16 protein-coding genes are annotated in these 16,485 nt (G+C 61.9%); 9 read left to right on the top strand and 7 right to left on the bottom strand.

Annotated features, from left to right (window positions below):
- Nucleotides 1-573 (top strand): hypothetical protein (locus Q8X51_RS29935; protein WP_407694993.1); only part of this gene is annotated, 573 nt, incomplete at its 5' end.
- Here Q8X51_RS29935 and Q8X51_RS29930 read toward each other — a convergent pair.
- On the bottom strand, nucleotides 570-1,034 hold the full coding sequence (locus Q8X51_RS29930) for a TIGR02444 family protein (protein WP_065926671.1): 465 nt from the start codon (nucleotides 1,032-1,034) through the stop codon (nucleotides 570-572). The two genes, Q8X51_RS29935 and Q8X51_RS29930, sit on opposite strands and share 4 nt — an antisense overlap.
- Nucleotides 1,035-1,084: 50 nt before the next feature.
- Between Q8X51_RS29930 and Q8X51_RS29925 the strand changes: the two genes are divergently transcribed.
- From Q8X51_RS29925 to Q8X51_RS29915, 3 genes are all read left to right on the top strand, one after another.
- Nucleotides 1,085-2,995, top strand: coding sequence for an ATP-binding cassette domain-containing protein (locus Q8X51_RS29925; protein ID WP_065926670.1), 1,911 nt, complete (start codon nucleotides 1,085-1,087; stop codon nucleotides 2,993-2,995).
- Nucleotides 2,995-3,567: a mechanosensitive ion channel family protein gene (locus Q8X51_RS29920; protein WP_003176850.1), complete on the top strand. Its 573-nt coding sequence runs from the start codon at nucleotides 2,995-2,997 to the stop codon at nucleotides 3,565-3,567. Before Q8X51_RS29925 ends, Q8X51_RS29920 begins: the two co-directional genes overlap by 1 nt.
- Before the next feature lie 91 nt (nucleotides 3,568-3,658).
- A complete protein-coding gene (locus tag Q8X51_RS29915) occupies nucleotides 3,659-4,291 on the top strand; it encodes a LysE family transporter (RefSeq protein ID WP_027608340.1) in 633 nt (210 codons plus the stop codon).
- Between the two features lie 151 nt (nucleotides 4,292-4,442).
- Here Q8X51_RS29915 and Q8X51_RS29910 read toward each other — a convergent pair whose 3' ends face one another.
- From Q8X51_RS29910 to Q8X51_RS29895, 4 genes are read right to left on the bottom strand one after another with little or no spacing between them, the layout of a single operon-like run.
- The gene (locus tag Q8X51_RS29910) at nucleotides 4,443-5,183 is read right to left on the bottom strand and encodes a penicillin-binding protein activator LpoB (RefSeq protein WP_065926669.1); all 741 of its coding nucleotides are present in this window, start codon (nucleotides 5,181-5,183) and stop codon (nucleotides 4,443-4,445) included.
- Between the two features lie 3 nt (nucleotides 5,184-5,186).
- Nucleotides 5,187-5,774, bottom strand: coding sequence for a penicillin-binding protein activator LpoB (lpoB, locus tag Q8X51_RS29905; RefSeq protein WP_027608342.1), 588 nt, complete (start codon nucleotides 5,772-5,774; stop codon nucleotides 5,187-5,189).
- A 35-nt stretch (nucleotides 5,775-5,809) separates the two neighbouring features.
- Nucleotides 5,810-6,181 carry a YcfL family protein gene (locus Q8X51_RS29900; RefSeq protein WP_015886478.1) on the bottom strand — a complete coding sequence of 124 codons (372 nt, stop codon included), beginning with the start codon at nucleotides 6,179-6,181 and terminating at the stop codon, nucleotides 5,810-5,812.
- 10 nt (nucleotides 6,182-6,191) lie between these two features.
- A complete protein-coding gene (locus tag Q8X51_RS29895) occupies nucleotides 6,192-7,586 on the bottom strand; it encodes a COG3014 family protein (RefSeq protein WP_065926668.1) in 1,395 nt (464 codons plus the stop codon).
- Nucleotides 7,587-7,854: 268 nt separating this feature from the next.
- Between Q8X51_RS29895 and Q8X51_RS29890 the strand changes: the two genes are divergently transcribed.
- Both Q8X51_RS29890 and Q8X51_RS29885 read left to right on the top strand, forming a co-directional pair.
- Complete coding sequence (locus tag Q8X51_RS29890; protein WP_074847955.1) at nucleotides 7,855-9,750, top strand: cytochrome c/FTR1 family iron permease; 1,896 nt, start codon at nucleotides 7,855-7,857, stop codon at nucleotides 9,748-9,750.
- Nucleotide 9,751: 1 nt separating this feature from the next.
- Nucleotides 9,752-10,207: a YaiI/YqxD family protein gene (locus Q8X51_RS29885; RefSeq protein ID WP_065926879.1), complete on the top strand. Its 456-nt coding sequence runs from the start codon at nucleotides 9,752-9,754 to the stop codon at nucleotides 10,205-10,207.
- 29 nt (nucleotides 10,208-10,236) lie between these two features.
- Here the strand turns inward: Q8X51_RS29885 and elbB are convergent, their stop codons facing one another.
- Nucleotides 10,237-10,902 (bottom strand): isoprenoid biosynthesis glyoxalase ElbB, encoded by a 666-nt coding sequence (gene elbB, locus Q8X51_RS29880; RefSeq protein ID WP_065948752.1) that lies wholly within the window; start codon nucleotides 10,900-10,902, stop codon nucleotides 10,237-10,239.
- A 116-nt stretch (nucleotides 10,903-11,018) separates the two neighbouring features.
- Between elbB and Q8X51_RS29875 the strand changes: the two genes are divergently transcribed.
- Nucleotides 11,019-12,254, top strand: a complete 1,236-nt coding sequence (locus tag Q8X51_RS29875) for a sterol desaturase family protein (protein ID WP_065926665.1) — start codon at nucleotides 11,019-11,021, stop codon at nucleotides 12,252-12,254.
- On the opposite strand, the gene Q8X51_RS29870 is transcribed toward Q8X51_RS29875, so the two are convergent.
- Complete coding sequence (locus tag Q8X51_RS29870; protein WP_065926664.1) at nucleotides 12,235-12,873, bottom strand: DedA family protein; 639 nt, start codon at nucleotides 12,871-12,873, stop codon at nucleotides 12,235-12,237. The two genes, Q8X51_RS29875 and Q8X51_RS29870, sit on opposite strands and share 20 nt — an antisense overlap.
- A gap of 208 nt (nucleotides 12,874-13,081) precedes the next feature.
- Between Q8X51_RS29870 and hemB the strand changes: the two genes are divergently transcribed.
- Nucleotides 13,082-14,095 carry a porphobilinogen synthase gene (gene hemB / locus Q8X51_RS29865; RefSeq protein ID WP_065948754.1) on the top strand — a complete coding sequence of 338 codons (1,014 nt, stop codon included), beginning with the start codon at nucleotides 13,082-13,084 and terminating at the stop codon, nucleotides 14,093-14,095.
- An 18-nt stretch (nucleotides 14,096-14,113) separates the two neighbouring features.
- On the top strand, nucleotides 14,114-16,339 hold the full coding sequence (ppk1, locus tag Q8X51_RS29860; RefSeq protein WP_407693703.1) for a polyphosphate kinase 1: 2,226 nt from the start codon (nucleotides 14,114-14,116) through the stop codon (nucleotides 16,337-16,339).
- The last annotated feature ends 146 nt before the right edge of the window (nucleotides 16,340-16,485 follow it).

The following is a 16,485-nucleotide window of genomic DNA, read 5'->3' as shown; positions in this document are numbered from 1 at the left end:
GCGAAGCCAGTTGCTAAAACCGCTGCTGCGAAACCAGCCGCGAAGCCAGTTGCTAAAACCGCTGCTGCGAAACCAGCCGCGAAGCCAGTTGCTAAAACCGCTGCTGCGAAACCAGCCGCGAAGCCAGTTGCTAAAACCGCTGCTGCGAAACCAGCCGCGAAGCCAGCGGCTAAAACCGCTGCTGCGAAACCAGCCGCGAAGCCAGTTGCTAAAACCGCTGCTGCGAAACCAGCCGCGAAGCCAGCGGCTAAAACCGCTACTGCGAAACCAGCCGCGAAGCCAGTTGCTAAAACCGCTGCTGCAAAGCCGGCCGCGAAGCCAGTTGCTAAAACCACTGCCGCCAAACCAGCCGCCAAACCTACTGCTGCAAAGCCAGCCGCCAAGCCAACTGCAAAGCCTGCTGCTGCAAAGCCAGCCGCCAAGCCAGTTGCAAAGCCTGCTGCTGCGAAACCAGCACCGGCCAAGCCAGCAGCACCTGCTGCTACCCCGGCAGCGACCACCGCTCCAACCGCATCGGCCAGCAGCACCCCTGCACCGGTAGCGCCAAGCACCACCCCAACCAGCGCTTCCTAAGTGCCGGTGATCATGACGCGCAGCTGCTGCAGCGCGTCATGGTCAAGGTTGGCGGCATCCTCAGCCGCCAGTCCTTCCAACCACCGCGGTTGAGTCATCTCCCCTTTCGGCCATGCCTGCGTCAACGCTTCCAGGCGCGTCAGCAATTGCCGTTCGGCATCCAGTTCCAGGGCTTTGACCCGCTCGCGCAGCGCCGCCAGTTGCTCATCCTGCTGCACCTTGGCACGCCATTGCACACGCAACTGCCGCAAGGGTTCGATCACCTGCGCCTGCCACGGCCGGGCCAGCTGTTGCAGGGTGCGCATACGCTCCGGCTCGAGTGCCACGCCCCGCTGTTCCAGCCACGCGCCGCAGAGCAACAGGCACACGTCCGCCCCTTGCTCCTGCAAGCGCAGGCAGGCGGCTTCGACGCCCGGACGGGCGTAAGTCGAGAGAGCAAAGCTCCACAGGTCAGCGTTCATATTCACACCCAAGCCAGCGGCCAACGAAGCTGGTAGACTCCGCCGCCATTATGATCCGACTTCAAAGCCTAACATTACAGCGTGGCCCGCAACGTCTTCTCGAAGACGCCGAGCTGACCCTGCACGCCGGTCACAAAGCCGGCCTGATCGGTGCCAACGGCGCCGGCAAATCCACGTTGTTCGCCCTGTTGCTGGGTGAGCTGACCCCGGATTCCGGGGACTGCTTGCTGCCGGCCGACTGGCGCATCGCCCATATGCGCCAGGAGATCGACACCCTGGACCGCATCGCGATCGACTACGTGCTCGATGGCGACCTGCGCCTGCGCCAGGTGCAGCACGACCTGGCCGAGGCCGAGAAAGCCCAGGACGGCGCCGCCCAGGCCCGCCTGCACGCGGAACTCGACAGCGCCGACGGCTACACCGCCGACGCCCGCGCCCGCAAGATGCTTGCCGGTCTTGGCTTCACCAACGAACAGATGGATCGTCCGGTCGCCGACTTCTCCGGTGGCTGGCGCATGCGCCTTAATCTGGCCCAGGCGCTGATGTGCCCCTCGGACCTGCTGCTGCTCGACGAACCGACCAACCACTTGGACCTCGATGCGATCCTGTGGCTGGAGGACTTCCTCAAGAGCTATCAGGGCACCTTGCTGCTGATTTCCCACGACCGGGACTTCCTCGACGCCGTGGTCGACAACATTGCCCACGTCGAACAGAAGAAGATCACGCTCTACCGTGGCGGCTACACCGCGTTCGAACGGGCGCGTGCCGAGCGCCTGGCCCAGCAGCAGCAGGCGTTCGAGAAGCAGCAGGCGCAGCGCGCGCACATGGAAAGCTACATCGCCCGGTTCAAGGCCCAGGCCACCAAGGCCCGCCAGGCCCAGAGCCGGATCAAGGCCCTGGAGCGCATGGAAGAACTGTCGGCGGCCCACGTCGATTCGCCGTTCGACTTTGTGTTCCGCGAATCGGTGAAAATCTCCAGCCCGTTGCTGGACCTCTCGGATGCCCGCCTGGGGTATGGCGAGAAAACCATCCTGGAGAAGGTCAAGCTGCAGCTCACCCCAGGTGCGCGCATCGGTTTGCTCGGCCCGAACGGCGCGGGCAAGTCGACGCTGATCAAGAACCTGTCGGGCGAGCTGCAACCCCTGGCCGGTCGTTTGACCCGTGGCGAGAACCTGGTGGTGGGCTACTTCGCCCAGCATCAGCTGGACTCCCTCGACGCCAAGGCCAGCCCGTTGCTGCACCTGCAACGCCTGGCGCCGACCGAGCGCGAGCAAACCCTGCGTGACTTCCTCGGTGGCTTTGACTTCCGTGGCGCGCGCATCGATGAGCCGGTGCTGAACTTCTCCGGCGGCGAAAAAGCCCGCCTGGCCCTGGCGTTGATTGCCTGGGACCGCCCGAACCTGCTGCTGCTCGACGAACCGACCAACCACCTCGACCTGGAAATGCGCCTGGCGCTGACCATGGCCTTGCAGGAGTTCAGCGGTGCGGTCCTGGTGGTGTCTCACGATCGCCACTTGCTCAAGAGCACCACCGACAACTTCCTGCTGGTAGCGGATGGCAAGGTCGAAGAGTTCGACGGCGACCTGGACGACTACGCCCGCTGGCTCACGGACTACCGCCTGCGCAATGCGCCGGTCAGCAACACCCCGGTCAACCCGGACAAGACCGATAAGAAAGCCCAGCGCCAGGCCGCTGCCGCACTGCGCCAGCAGTTGGCGCCGCACAAGCGCGAAGCCGACAAGCTTGAGGCCGAGTTGGGCAAAGTGCACGAGCGCCTGGCCAAGATCGAAGCCAGCCTGGGCGACAGCGCCGTGTACGAGGCTGCGCGCAAGGATGAGCTGCGCGACCTGCTGGCCGAACAGGCCAGGCTCAAGGTGCGCGAAGGGCAATTGGAGGAAACCTGGATGGAAGCCCTCGAACTGCTGGAAACCCTGCAAGCGGAGCTGGAGGCGCTGTCCTGATGGAAGCCTTGCAACTGCCGTTGCCTGCGCAATGGATCGAGCCTGTATGGATCGGCGTGCAAATCCTGCTGATCCTGCTGGCCGGCTACCTCGCCCAGCGGTTTGTCGCCAAGGGCCTGACGCGCCTGGGTGAGCGCTACCCGTTTCCGCCACAACTGCTGATGCCCCTGCGTGGCGGATTGCGCTGGCTGATCATGGGCAGTGCGTTGATCTTTGTGCTGGGCCGGCTGGGTGTGTCCGCCACGGTGTTGTGGACCGCGCTGTCGGGGTTTGTCGCAGTGGCGGCAGTGGCGTTCTTCGCCATGTGGTCGGTGTTGTCCAACCTGCTGTGTGCGATCCTGATCTTTACCGTCGGACCGTTTCGCCTCGGTGACATCGTCGAGTTGGTGGATACCGTCGACAAGCCCGGCGTGAAGGGCAGGGTAGTGGCGATCAACTTGCTCTACACCACACTGATCGAAGTGGAAGCGGCAGGCACCGACAGCGCCATCGTACAGGTGCCTAACAGCCTGTTCTTCCAGCGCTCGGTGCGGCGTTGGCCCGGCACCCATGTGTTCCCTGGCGACCGCTAGCATTTACCGCGTGTAAAAATCTATAGCCAGCCTCTGCTCGGCGGAGTTAGCTTAAGGCCCGACAATCGCTGACTCTTCCCCGAGGTGTGCTATGGCACTCGACACGTGGCTGGCCTTTTTCCTGGCCAGTTGGATCATCTCCCTTTCCCCTGGCGCCGGCGCCATCGCTTCGATGTCCAGCGGCCTGCAATACGGCTTCCTGCGCGGTTACTGGAACGCCATTGGCCTGCAACTGGGCCTGGCCATGCAGATTGCCGTGGTAGCGGGCGGTTTGGGTGCCATTCTGGCGGCGTCGTCGACCGCGTTCTATGCGATCAAGTGGTTTGGCGTGGCGTACCTGGTGTACCTGGCCGTCAAGCAATGGCGTGCCTTGCCCATGGACATGGCCGATGACGCGGCGATACGCCCGCTCGGCAAGCCGATGGCGATGATGTTCCGTGGTTTCCTGGTCAACGCCAGCAACCCCAAGGCCCTGGTGTTCATGCTGGCGGTGCTGCCGCAGTTCGTGAATCCCCAGGCGCCGTTGCTGGTGCAGTACCTGATCATCGGTGCGACGATGATCAGCGTCGATATGATCGTGATGGCGGGGTACACAGGGTTGGCGTCGAAAGTCTTGCGCCTGTTGCGCACGCCTAAGCAGCAGAAGCGTGTGAACCGCACGTTTGCCGGCTTGTTCGTGGGGGCTGCGGGTTTCCTGGCCAGCTTGCATCGCGCAACGGCGTAAACCTCGGTACCTCTGAAGAAACCGAGTTAAAAGTGTGGGAGGGGGCTTGCTCCCGATGGCGGTGTCTCAGTTACAGCTAAGCTGACTGACACCCTGCTATCGGGAGCAAGCCCCCTCCCACATGGGTTGTGTGTTTCCAAAGGATTACCCTTCAGCGCAGGATCTTCGGCGCTTCATCCCTTGGCAGGTTATTGCGCAACACCGGCTGGCCAGGCTCTTGATAGCCGCCGCCCAACTGTTCCGCCAGTTGCCGTGCCACGTCCTCACCCAGCGCCTTCGACACTTCCTTCACCACTCGCGGCCGGTTCAGGCTCACGCGTATGTCGCGGCTGTTCACCAGCTTGGTGTCCTGGCCTTCGCCCATGGCGGTAAACGCCGAGGTGATTTCGTAGGTGCGGGTGTTGATCAGGCTGAAATCCGCCACCAGCGTCAGGCCCAGCACCGCCGAGTAGCTGTTGGTGTGGTCCAGGGCGTTGATGTCCTGGGTGAAGTCGATGTCTGACAGCGTACCGAACAGCACATAGTCCGCGCCCTTGAAGTGACCGGCCTTTATGCGCTTGATCACGTCATAGACGTCACCCTTGGCATCGGCGGTGTAGGGCGTGCCCTGCACCAGCTGGAACTGGCGGGACTTGAGAATCTCCCCCTTGATATCACCGCTGAACTTGCGCAGCTCGGTTTGTTCGATGTAGCTGCTACGGCTCTCGTACTCGCTGTAGTTCGATGCACCGCTGGCGTTGTAGCTGCTTGCCTGGAAGTTGTTGCTGGCCGAAACCTGGTGGATGTACTCCTCGACCTGCGCCTGGTAGGCCAGGTCGGTCACCGCGATCTTGGGTGCAGCCGAGGCGCCAAAGGCGCACAACAGGCCGATCAAACCGATCCATGCACGCATTGCCTAGCGCTCCGTGGTCTTGCGGATTTCTTTTTCGTCCATCCATTCGGCCAGGCCGCTCTCGACGTCGATCAGCTGCAGGCTGAACTTGTAGAACACGTCCTTGTAGTCCGAGCTGCGCTTGACGATGGAACTGATGGAGCCTTCCAGGCGGTACTTGGCGGCGACCATGTTGCCGGTCTTGCTGACGCTGGATTTCTTGTACAAGCCGCTCTGGTTCTGCAGCTTGAGCTGGTCGACCTGGCTTTGCATGTCGGTGTTGTCACTGGCGAAGCGTGCGGTGCCGGTCTTCATCAGCTGGGTCTTGATCGACGTGGTGATCTCACGGGTGTCGATGTACTCGCTGGTCTTGTTCTTCACGTCATACACCTGCACCACCGGGCGGCCTTGCAGGATGCCGGACTGGGCGAGGGAGCGGGTCATGCTTTCGGCGATCATCTGCAGGTCGGTGGAGCCGAACTCGTTGGTCACCAGTTCCACGGCCTTGGTGTCGCCGTAGCTGATGTTTTTACCACCCAGTACCGGGGAGGTATTCGCGCAGCCGCTGGCCAGGACGGCAACCACGGCGAGAATCGAGAAGCGTGCAAGCATGGGGAAATCTCTCAGCAGCAAAAAGAATGAACGGCTCAAGGGGTTTTGACTTCAAGGCGGAAGTCCGCGGCCTGGGGCACATTGGCAATGGCGGGCAGGAAGGTCGCCTGGTTGGCGTACAGGTTCAGCACTTTCCAGGTCTCTTCATCGCCCACCGGGAAACCATCGGCGCCCAGCCAGGCGAAGCGGTAATACATCATCTGGTTACTGCTGGTGATATTGCTCAGTTGCACCTTGGCGGTGAGGAAGCCGTTCTCGCGGGCCACACGAATGGCGCCGACCGCGATGCCCTTGAACTTGCCCATCACCACGATCTTGCTCGCGGCGCTGCCAGGCTCCGGTGGTGGCGGGGTGGCGCAGCCGGCAAGCAGGACCAGCGCCAGTGCGCCGAGGATAAAGTGACGCATAGGGTGCTCCTTAAGGTTGTTTGAGGGCGATGGCCTGGGTTGTCGTGCCGGGCAGCACATGGGCGGCGAGGCCACCGGCGAACACTTGGTTGCCGACCACGCGCAGGGTGATCACCTGGTAGCGCTGGTCGGCCTTGATCGTTACCAGCGTGCCACCCAGGGCGTTGGGCAGGCTGACCTGGTGTTCACCACGCTTGAGGCGCAGACGCGTGACTTGGGTCATGTCCGGCAGGGTGCGCCAGGTGCGGGTGTCGGCGCCTTCGGTCACGGCCGAGGCGATACCCAGTACCAGGCCTGCCATGGGGTTGGTCTTGTTCAGGTTGTTCTGCGCCACACCACGGCTTACCGCACGCACGGTAGTGCGCAGGATGATGCCTGGCATGTCGTCACGCAGGGCGCGGCGGGACATGGCCGTGGTGCTGTTGAGCGCCGTGAGGTTCTGTTGCTGGCCGTCGACACCGATCTGGGCAAAGGTCGCTGTGGAGGTGTCGGCCTTGATCACCGGGAACGACAGCGGGGTGATCACCAGATTGCCATTGATCGGGATCGGCAGCGGCAGGCGTATCGAGTCGCGGGCGGGTGCGAGGCCGCTCTGCACCACGATCAGGACGTCGGTTTCGTCACTGCCGACCTTGGATTTATCCAGGTCGAGCAGCGCTTTTTCCAGCAGTGGTGTGTTAGGGCGCAGCTCGACGGCCTTGCGATAACCGGGGGCTGCCAGGTCTTTTTCGCCCAGGGCTTCGTAGACGAAGCCGGCCAGGTAATGGCTGAACGCACTCTGGTAGCTGTTCTTCAGGCCGACCACCTCCGGCGCGTCGAGGGCCTGCACCGGGTAGCCGTGCAGGTCCTTGATCTGGGTGGTCACGCCCTGTTGCTCGGCTTCGTCTTCGCGCTTGAGGTATTCCTTGTCGCGCAGGTCGGCGATCACCGCTTCGCGTTCGTGGGTCTTCTTGATTTCGGTGCGTGCGCCGTCGAAGTCGTTCAAGGCCAGCAGGTTCAGGGCCATCTGCGTGGTCAGCATGACTTTTTCGTAGTCATAGCCTTCGTAGCGACGCACCTTGTCATTGGCCAGGAAGCTGCCGAACTGGGAAAGGTATTTTGCGCTGTCGAACTTGACCGACTCTTCCCACTTGTAGACTTGCAGGTCGGCGCTGCGCCAGGCGGTCTGGCTGCCGGTCAGGTCGCCCTTGGCCCGCAGCAACTCGCCCTTTTCGAAGAAATACAGCAGGTCTTTGTCTTCGCCGGTGTTGTTCTTTTCCAGCAGGGTCAGGGCGGCGTCGACATTGCCGGTGGCGAGTTGCTGGTTGGTGGCTTGCAGCTCGGCGTCGTAGCTGCGGAACATTGAACAGCCGCTGAGCAAAGTGACTGCCGCGAGCGCGAGCGGAGGTAAGGCGCGAAAAACCATGTCACTTCTTCCCTGAAAGTAGTCAACCAATATGGTTATTCCTCATAAAACCGAGGAACGAAATTCCCTTTCGCACTAACAGGGCGCGGCATTATAAGCATCGTTACTGGCAAAACAATGGCTTTTTGCCTCGATTGAGCTGACAGCGATGCCAGTAACCCATCTCCAAAATGCCCCGTCCGCCCACACGACAAATCACTAACGCCTTGAGTCAAACCCTTTAACGCTTAACAATGTGTTACTTCGTATTTCCACTTGAGATTCATTCATGACTGGCCCCTTCCGTTTTCTCGCCTGGCTGCTGTTGCCGGCATTGATGTCGTGCAGCTTCAACCTGCTGGCCGCGACTGCCGAGGGCGCTCCACAAGCCCTGCATCTGCTGGACTACATTGGCGCCGACTACCCACCGACGGTAGAGGCGGGCAAGGTGGTGGATGATTCGGAATACCGCGAGCAGGTGGAGTTTCTTGGGGTCTTGCAGGGGTTGGTGGCGGATTTGCCGCAAAAGCCTGAGCGCGCGGAACTGGTGAAGGGGGTCGAGGAACTGCTGGCGGCTGTCACCGCTCATGCAGACGGCGCGACCGTCGCTCGCCAGGCCCGCCAGTTGGGCGCCAAGCTGGCAGTCGCGTATGAAGTCAGCCAAGCCCCGGCCATCACGCCCGACCCGACGCGCGGCGCACCGCTCTACGCCCAGCACTGTTCAGTGTGCCACGGCACTGCCGGTGCCGGCGATGGTCCGGCCGGCGTGGGGATGACGCCGCCTCCGGCCAACTTGACGGATGCTGCGCGCCTGGATCGCCTGAGCCTTTACGCGATCTACAACACCCTGGGCCTGGGTGTCGAAGGCACTGACATGCCGTCCTTTGCTGACCAACTGGACGACCGCCAGCGTTGGGACCTGGCCACCTACATCGCCGGCTTCACCGCCGACCCGGCTGCGGCGAAAAGCGAGCAGCCCTTCAACCTCGCCGACCTGGCCCGCCAGACGCCTAATGAAGTGCTGGCCGCAAACGGCCCAACCGCTGCCGCGACCTTCCGCGCCCAGCGTGCGCAACCGCCGCAGGTCAAGCGTGGCCCGGCGCAGTTGCTCGATTACACCGCCAGCACCCTGGACAAGAGCCTCGCAGCGTTCCGTAACGGTGACCACGAGCAAGCCTATGATTTGTCGGTGGCGGCGTACCTGGAAGGCTTTGAGCTGGTGGAAAGCTCACTGGATAACGTCGATGCCAACGTGCGTAAGGACACCGAGAAGGCCCTGATGGCTTACCGGCAGTCGTTACAGGACGGTCTGCCGATCGAGCAGGTGCAGCAGCGCCTGGACGTGGCCAAGGGCAAGCTCACCGAGTCCGCAGGCTTGCTGGGCAGCGATGGCTTGAGCTGGTCGTTGAGCTACATTTCCGGTCTGCTGATCCTGCTGCGTGAAGGCCTGGAAGCCATCCTGGTGCTGGCGGCGATCCTGGCGTTCCTGCGCAACACCGGCCAGCAATCGGCGGTGCGCAGCGTCAACGTCGGCTGGGGCCTGGCACTATTGGCCGGCTTGGCCACCTGGGCATTGGCGGCGTATGTGATTGATGTCAGCGGCGCCCAGCGCGAATTGCTCGAAGGCTGCACGGCGCTGTTCGCCAGTGTGATGGTGCTGTGGCTTGGCGTGTGGATGCACGACCGCCGCCATGCCGCGGCGTGGCAGGACTACATCAAGAGCAGCCTGGTGGGCGGCGGTGGGCGTTTCGGTTTTGCGATATTGGCGTTCTTCTCGGTCTACCGCGAGCTGTTCGAAGTGATCCTGTTCTACGAAACCCTGTGGCTGCAAGCGGGCCCGGCCGGGCACAACGCGGTGCTGGCGGGTGGTGCCACGGCGTTGGTGCTGCTGGTGGGCCTGGCCTGGGTGATCCTGCGCGGTTCGGCGAAACTGCCGCTGGCGCTGTTTTTCGGCATCAATGCGGGGCTGTTGTGCGCGTTGTCGGTGGTGTTCGCCGGGCATGGCGTCAAGGCGTTGCAGGAAGCCGGCATCTTCGGCACGCGGCCAGTGGCGTTCTTTGACTTCGACTGGCTGGGCATCCACGCCGATGCGTACTCGTTGAGCGCACAGGCCGTGGCGATCCTGGCCATTGTGGTGCTCTATGGCCGCAGCCGGCTGGCAGAAAAGCAGCGAGTGGCGGCATAACATGCGCGTATGGATCGATGCAGACGCCTGCCCCCGGGCCGCCAAGGAGCAGGTGGTGAAGTTCGCCCTCAAGCGCCAGTTCGAGGTCGTCCTGGTGGCCGGCCAAAGCCAGATCAAGCCGAGCTTCTCGTGCGTGAAGTTGATCGTGGTGCCCAGCGGCCCGGACGCAGCAGATGACTATCTGGTGGAGCACGCAGTGCCCGGCGAACTGGTGATCTGCAGCGATGTGCCCCTGGCCGACCGCCTGGTGAAGAAGGGCGTCACGGCCCTCGACCCTCGGGGCAAGGAGTTCAGCCCGGCGAACATGAGTGAGCGATTGGCGGTGCGCAACCTGTTTACCGACCTGCGCGAGCAGGGCCAGATGGGCGGTGGACCACCGCCCCATGGGGAGAAGGACAAGCAGGCATTTGCCAACTCACTCGACAGGATACTGACGCGGTTAATGCGCCAGTCCTGATCCGTTGGAGAGGGAGCCCGGCATCCCCACTAATCGTTCTCGTGGGTCAGCTCCAGCACCCGGTCCACCAGCTTGTTGATGCCTGAGGCCACTTCACTGATGCTCTTGCCGAGCATATAGGCGGGCGTACTGACCAACTTGCGTGCGGTGTCCTCGACAATGTCTTCCACGCTGCATTCCTGGTGGGTGGCGCCCATCTTGTCCAGGGCCGCGGCAGTGTCGGTGTCGTTGCCGATGGTGCAGGTCACGCCCGGGCCGTAGATCTTCGCGGCCAGGGCCGGCGAGATGCAGATCAGCCCCACCGGCTTGCCCGCTTCGGCAAAGGCTTCGGCCAGTTCCAGCACGTGCGGGTTGACGCTGCAACCCGCGCCCTCGACGGCAAAGTTGGACAAGTTCTTCGCCGCACCGAACCCACCGGGTACGATCAGCGCATCGAACTCGTCGGCGTTGGCGTCTCGAATATCCTTGATCTCGCCCCGGGCAATGCGGGCCGACTCCACGAGCACGTTGCGCGACTCGGGCATTTCCTCGCCGGTCAGATGGTTGATCACATGCAACTGGGCGATATCGGGTGCAAAACACTGGACCTGAGCACCGCGCTGATCCAGGCGCAGCAGGGTGATCACGCTTTCGTGGATCTCTGCGCCGTCGTACACGCCGCAGCCGGAAAGGATCACTGCAATCTTTTTGCTCATGGGCATTTCTCCTGGAGTCTTGGCGTTAAATGTCTACTAATTTGTCACCTGTTGCCAATGGGATCTCGCGCTGCTGCACCTAATCTTGATGTAACAAAAATAGACCGGACCAGACCATGGACTTCGTGCCTTACGCGGTACCGTTTTTCATTGCCTTGATTGTGGTGGAGCTGCTCGCCGACCGTTGGCGTGGCCAGCGCAACTACCGGGTGGCGGACGCCATCAACAGCCTCAGCACCGGCGTGCTGTCCACCACCACCGGGCTGTTGACCAAGGGTATGGGGCTGCTGACCTACGCGTTCGCCCTCAAGCACCTGGCGTTGATCGAACTGCCTGCCCACAGCGTCTGGACCTGGGTATTCGCCTTTGTGTTCTACGACTTCTGCTACTACTGGCTGCACCGGATGGGGCACGAGCGCAATATCCTGTGGGCCGCGCACTCGGTGCATCACCAGAGCGAGGACTACAACCTCAGCACCGCCCTGCGCCAGACCAGCACCGGCTTCCTGCTGAGCTGGATCTTCTACCTGCCCCTGGCCGTGCTTGGCGTACCGCTGGTGGTGTTTATCAGCGTGGCGTCCCTCAACCTGTTGTATCAATTCTGGGTGCATACCCGGCACGTGCCCAAGCTTGGCTGGTTCGAGTGGTTTTTCGTCACGCCCTCCAATCATCGGGCCCACCATGCACAGAACGCTCTCTACATGGATCGCAACTACGGCGGTGTGTTCATTCTTTGGGACCGGCTGTTCGGCACCTTCCAGGAAGAAGACGACAACGAGCCGGTGATTTTCGGCGTGACCACACCCTTGGCCAGCTGGAATCCGTTATGGGCCAACCTGCAGTTTTATGCACAGCTTTGGCGTGATGCACGGCGTACCGAAAGTAAGTGGGACAAGCTGCGCATCTGGTTCATGCGCACCGGTTGGCGCCCGGCGGACGTGAAGGCCAAATACCCCGTGGCCAAGCCGGATTTGAGCCAGTTCCGCAAATTCGACGTGCCACTGGACGCGCGCCAACAGGTCTACATCGCCCTGCAGTTCGCGGCGTATGTGGGGTTTGGCAGCTATTTGATGAATGTCGGCGAGGGTCTGCCCAGCGCAGCGCTGATTGTCGGCTGGGGGGCGATGGCGCTTGGATTGTTCACCCTGGGGGTAGCCCTGGAGAATCGCCCGTGGGCGTTAAAGGCAGAGCTGATACGCCTGGCGCTGAATGTGCCGTTGGTGTGGCTGGCGCCGGTGGTCGGGCTGTGGCCGGCCAGCAACCTGGGCTGGCTGGGCCTGGTGAGCTACAGCCTGCTCAGCGTGATTGGCCTCTACTGTTGCAGGGGCCGGCTTACTCGACTGGTGTCTTAGGCGCTTCTACCGGGACGGGCTCGGTGGCGGCGAGCCGCGCCTTGGCATCGGCACAGGCCTGGCGGGCGATACGGGCGTTCTTGAAGCGGCGGCGCAGCCACAGACCAAAGCCCAGCAGCAGCAAGGCGCCCAGTACCCATAGCTCGTATTTCTTGACGCTGCCCAGCATGCCTTCCAGTACCGCGCCGAAATGATAAGCCGCAGCGCCCAGGGCCGCCGCCCAGATTGCAGCACCTATACCGTTGAGGATCAGGTAGCGCAGTGGCGGGTAGCCTGACAGGCCGATCGCAACAGGCATTACCGTGCGTAAGCCGTAGACAAAGCGGAAGCTCAGCACCCAGATATCCGGGTGCTTGCGGATATGTTCCAGGGCCTTGTCGCCCATCAATTGCCAGCGCGGCTTGCGCGCCAACAGTTTGCGGCCGTGCTTGCGCCCCATGTAATACCAAAGCTGGTCGCCGGCGTAGCTGCCGAAGAAGGCAACGACCACCACCAGGTTGATATCCATGTACCCACGGAACGCCAGGAAGCCTGCGAGAACCAGGATGGTTTCGCCTTCGAAGAACGTGCCTAGGAAGAGGGCAAAGTAGCCGAAGTCATGCAGAAATTGTTGAAGCATGGTCTGGGTGCTGGCGAAATGAACGCGCAGCCTACGCCTTCGTGAACATTCATGAAAGTATCGAGATGTGTCACGAAGTGAACAATTCCTACATTAACCGACGAATGCGACTACAGGTCGCATCGTTAAGCACAACTGTCATACCTTCGTCATAATGCCCGCTTATAACTGCAACGCTCGCCCGTGAACCCGGGCTCAGGAGTCTGTCGTGAGCTTTACCCCTGCCAATCGCCTGTTCCCTGCTACCCGCCTGCGCCGTAATCGCCGTGATGATTTTTCTCGCCGCCTGGTTCGTGAAAACGTACTGACGACGGATGATCTGATCCTGCCGGTGTTTGTACTCGACGGTGAAAATCGCCGGGAATCGGTAGCGTCGATGCCGGGTGTAGAGCGTCTGACCATTGATCTGCTGCTTGAAGAGGCGGCGGGCTGGGTCGACCTGGGGATTCCGGCGTTGGCGTTGTTTCCGGTCACGCCGTCTGAACTCAAGTCCCTTGATGCTGCCGAAGCCTGGAACCCGGACGGTATCGCCCAGCGCGCCACCCGCGCCCTGCGCGAGCGTTTCCCGGAGCTGGGGGTGATCACCGACGTGGCGTTGGACCCGTTCACCACCCACGGGCAGGATGGCATTCTTGACGAAGACGGCTATGTTCAGAACGACATTACCGTCGACGCGCTGGTCAAGCAGGCCTTGTCCCATGCGGCAGCAGGCGCCCAGGTGGTTGCGCCGTCGGACATGATGGATGGCCGCATCCAGGCGATTCGCGAAGCCCTGGAACTGGCCGGCCACGTCAATGTGCGGATCATGGCCTACTCGGCCAAGTACGCCAGCGCCTACTACGGCCCGTTTCGCGATGCGGTGGGCTCGGCGCTGAACCTGGGCAAGGCCAACAAGGCTTCGTACCAGATGGACCCGGCCAACAGCCATGAAGCCTTGCACGAAGTGGCGGCGGATTTGGCCGAAGGTGCCGACATGGTGATGGTCAAGCCGGGGATGCCGTACCTGGACATCCTTTACCGAGTCAAAGAGGAATTCAAAGTGCCGACCTTTGTGTATCAGGTCAGTGGCGAATACGCCATGCACATGGCTGCAATCCAAAATGGCTGGTTGAGTGAAGGGGTAATCCTAGAATCCTTGACGGCCTTTAAACGTGCCGGGGCTGATGGCATCCTGACCTATTTCGCCGCCCGCGCCGCCCAATTGCTTAGAGAGCAACAATAGCCCTCACAGGAACATTCGATGAATACCGAAGGACTCTCCGAAGTTGCCGTAAAAGACGCTCACCCGGTGGTGGAACAAGTCACCGAGACCCCGCCGGAGCACGAGCCGGCCGCGCCTGTGGTGGTAGCCGAAGCGCCAGCCCCGGCCCCGGTGGTCGCCGTGGTGACCAACCTGGATGACAGCAGCCTGTACATCCACCGCGAGCTGTCACAACTGCAATTCAACATCCGCGTGCTTGAACAGGCACTGGATGAGTCCTACCCGTTGCTGGAACGCCTGAAATTCCTGCTGATTTTCTCCAGCAACCTGGATGAATTCTTCGAGATCCGCGTCGCCGGCCTCAAGAAACAGATCACCTTCGCCCGTGAACAAGCTGGCGCGGACGGCCTGCAGCCGCACCAGGCGCTGGCACGCATCAGCGAGTTGGTGCACGGTCATGTGGATCGCCAGTACGCGATCCTCAATGACATCCTGTTGCCGGAACTGGAAAAGCATCAGGTTCGCTTCATCCGTCGCCGCCACTGGACTACCAAGATCAAGACCTGGGTGCGTCGCTACTTCCGCGACGAAATCGCGCCGATCATCACCCCGATCGGCCTGGACCCGACGCACCCGTTCCCACTGCTGGTGAACAAGAGCCTGAACTTTATCGTCGAGCTGGAAGGTATCGACGCTTTCGGTCGCGATTCGGGCCTGGCGATCATCCCGGCGCCGCGCTTGCTGCCACGGATCATCAAGGTACCCGAAGAGGTGGGGGGCGCTGGCGACAACTATGTATTCCTGTCGTCGATGATCCATGCCCACGCCGATGACCTGTTCCAAGGCATGAAGGTCAAGGGCTGCTACCAGTTCCGCCTGACCCGTAACGCCGATCTGGCGCTGGATTCCGAAGACGTCGAAGACTTGGCCCGCGCCCTGCGCGGCGAGCTGTTCTCGCGGCGCTACGGTGATGCGGTGCGCCTGGAAGTGGCCGACACCTGCCCGAAACACCTGTCGGACTACCTGCTCAAGCAGTTCAACCTGGGCGAGACCGAGCTGTACCAGGTCAATGGCCCGGTGAACCTCACGCGCCTGTTCAGCATCACTGGCCTGGACAGCCATCCGGAGCTGCAATACACCCCGTTCACCCCGCAGATCCCGAAACTGCTGCAAAACAGCGAGAACATCTTCAGCGTCGTGAGCAAGCAGGACATCCTGCTGCTGCACCCGTTCGAGTCCTTCACCCCGGTGGTCGACCTGCTGCGCCAGGCTGCCAAGGACCCGCACGTGTTGGCCGTGCGCCAGACCCTGTACCGTTCCGGTGCCAACTCGGAAATCGTCGACGCGCTGGTAGACGCCGCGCGCAACGGCAAGGAAGTCACTGCGGTGATCGAGTTGCGCGCGCGCTTTGACGAAGAGTCGAACCTGCAATTGGCCAGCCGCCTGCAAGCGGCCGGCGCGGTAGTGATCTACGGCGTGGTGGGCTTCAAGACCCACGCCAAGATGATGCTGATCCTGCGCCGTGAAGCCGGTGAAATCGTGCGTTACGCCCACCTGGGCACCGGCAACTACCACGCCGGCAACGCCAAGCTCTATACCGACTACAGCCTGCTGACTTCCGACGACGCCTTGTGTGAAGACGTCGGCAAGTTGTTCAGCCAGTTGATCGGCATGGGCAAGACGTTGCGCATGAAGAAGCTGCTGCACGCGCCGTTCACCCTCAAGAAGGGCATGCTCGACATGATTGCCCGCGAGACCCAGTTCGCCCTCGAGGGCAAACCGGCGCACATCATCGCCAAGTTCAACTCGCTGACCGATCCGAAGATCATCCGCGCGCTGTACAAGGCCAGCCAGTCCGGCGTGCGTATCGACCTGGTGGTGCGTGGCATGTGCTGCCTGCGTCCGGGCATTGTCGGCGTGTCGCATAACATCCATGTGCGCTCGATCATCGGCCGCTTCCTGGAACACACGCGGGTGTTCTACTTCCTTAACGGCGGCGAGGAGCAGATGTTCCTCTCCAGTGCCGACTGGATGGAGCGCAACCTCGACAAGCGTGTGGAGACCTGCTTCCCGGTCGAGGGCAAGAAGCTGATCATGCGGGTCAAGAAGGAGCTGGAAAGCTACCTCACTGATAACACCCACAGCTGGAGCCTGCAGTCGGATGGCCGTTACGTGCGTAACACGCCGACTGGCAACCAGAATCCGCGCAGCGCCCAGGCGACGTTGCTGGAAAAGTTGGGTAGCCCGATTCTGTCGGTGAGCTAACAGACAACACGCTCTGAAAATGTGGGAGGGGCGGTACGACGACTCGACTTGCTCCCGATTGCGGTGGTTCAGTCAAAGTATTCGCGACTGACACACCGTAATCGGGAGCAAGTCGAGTCGTCGCACCGCCCCTCCCACATTTGTTT

The organism is Pseudomonas sp. Yb2C2 (assembly GCF_052112325.1).
Taxonomy (GTDB): Bacteria; Pseudomonadota; Gammaproteobacteria; order Pseudomonadales; family Pseudomonadaceae; genus Aquipseudomonas; species Aquipseudomonas marginalis.
The sequence above is the reverse complement of the archived record's forward strand: the minus strand, read 5'-3'. Positions and strand labels throughout refer to the sequence as shown.